This window comes from Lentzea aerocolonigenes, assembly GCF_000955955.1.
In the GTDB taxonomy this organism is placed as follows: Bacteria; Actinomycetota; Actinomycetes; order Mycobacteriales; family Pseudonocardiaceae; genus Lentzea; species Lentzea aerocolonigenes_A.
The window spans coordinates 1-1132 of sequence record NZ_JYJG01000464.1 but is presented as its reverse complement, the minus strand read 5'-3'; the positions used below and the strand labels follow the sequence as shown (position 1 = coordinate 1132).

Annotated in this window: 1 protein-coding gene; it reads right to left on the bottom strand. The window is 67.8% G+C overall.

What is annotated here, in order from left to right:
* Positions 1-213 precede the first annotated feature (213 nt).
* On the bottom strand, positions 214-1132 hold a 919-nt coding region (locus UK23_RS49470; protein WP_052685574.1), incomplete at its 5' end, for a glycoside hydrolase family 19 protein.

Sequence of the window (1132 nt, the reverse complement as noted above, 5' to 3'; positions counted from 1 at the left end):
GACCAGACGGGGCAGGCCACCGAGATCGAGCTCTCCGGCGATCGCGTCGGCGTCCGACAGTCCCGCGGTGCGTTCCAGGTCAAGGAGGGCAACCTCTGGTCGGGCTGGACCGAGCAGGCCTCGTCGGTCTCCCAGGGCGACCTGACCCACCGCCGCTAGAAAACGCGAAGGGCGCTTTCCCGAGTTCCGGGAAAGCGCCCTTTTTCGTGCGGATCAGTGGCGGTTGCAGGTGATCTGGGAGTCGGGGACGGGAAGCGATCCGCCGTTGAAGTAGCGCAGGGCGGACTTGAAGTCGTTGCACCGCTCGGCGTCCTCCGCCGAACTGGCCTTGTAGCCGATGTAGCGGGAGATCAGGCCCATGTCGTAGTGGTCGGCGGCGTTGTTGGAGTCCGAGCGGGCCACCGTCCAGTACCAGCGGGCGATCGGGGCGCTGTACTGCAGACTGCGCGCCAGCTCCGGGTTGCCGAGCAGGTCGACGCCGAGGTTGCTGCCGGCGCCGCGGTAGTTGCTGTCATTGGTGAGCTGGATGAAACCGCGGCCCTGGTAGGTGGCGCCAGTGCCTTCCAGCGCGTTGTAGCGGAACCCGCTCTCGTTGCGCAGGGTCGCGAGGAACGCGGCCTTGCGCGCCGGAGTGGTGATGCCGCCGCGGACCATCTCGGCGTTGAGACTCTCGAGTCCTTCCTGGACGGTGTCCGGGGCACCGATCGTGCCGTAGATGTTGCGCAGGTCCTGGAGGGTGACGCCGTTGGTGGGCACGGTGGCGGGCGAGGTGAGGTCGGCGGCCGAGACGCCGCCCGCCTGCTCGGTCCAGCCGGCCCAGAGGTTGCCTTCCTTCACGGCGAAGGAACCGTTGTCGCGCAGGACTCCCAGCCGGTCTCCGGCGAGCTCGACCTCCTTCACGCCGCCCGCCTGGTTGACCCAGCCCGCGAACAGATCACCTTCCTTGACCGTGGCGTCGCCGTTGGTGAGCACGACACCGATGCGGCTGGGGGTGAGCTCGAAGTCCTTCACGTTGCCGGTCTGCTCGGTCCAGGACGACCACAGGTTGCCGTCCTTCACGACGAGCGAGCCGTCCTCGCGGAGCACACCGATGCGGCTCCCCGCCAGTTCGATGTCCTTGGCACCGTTCATC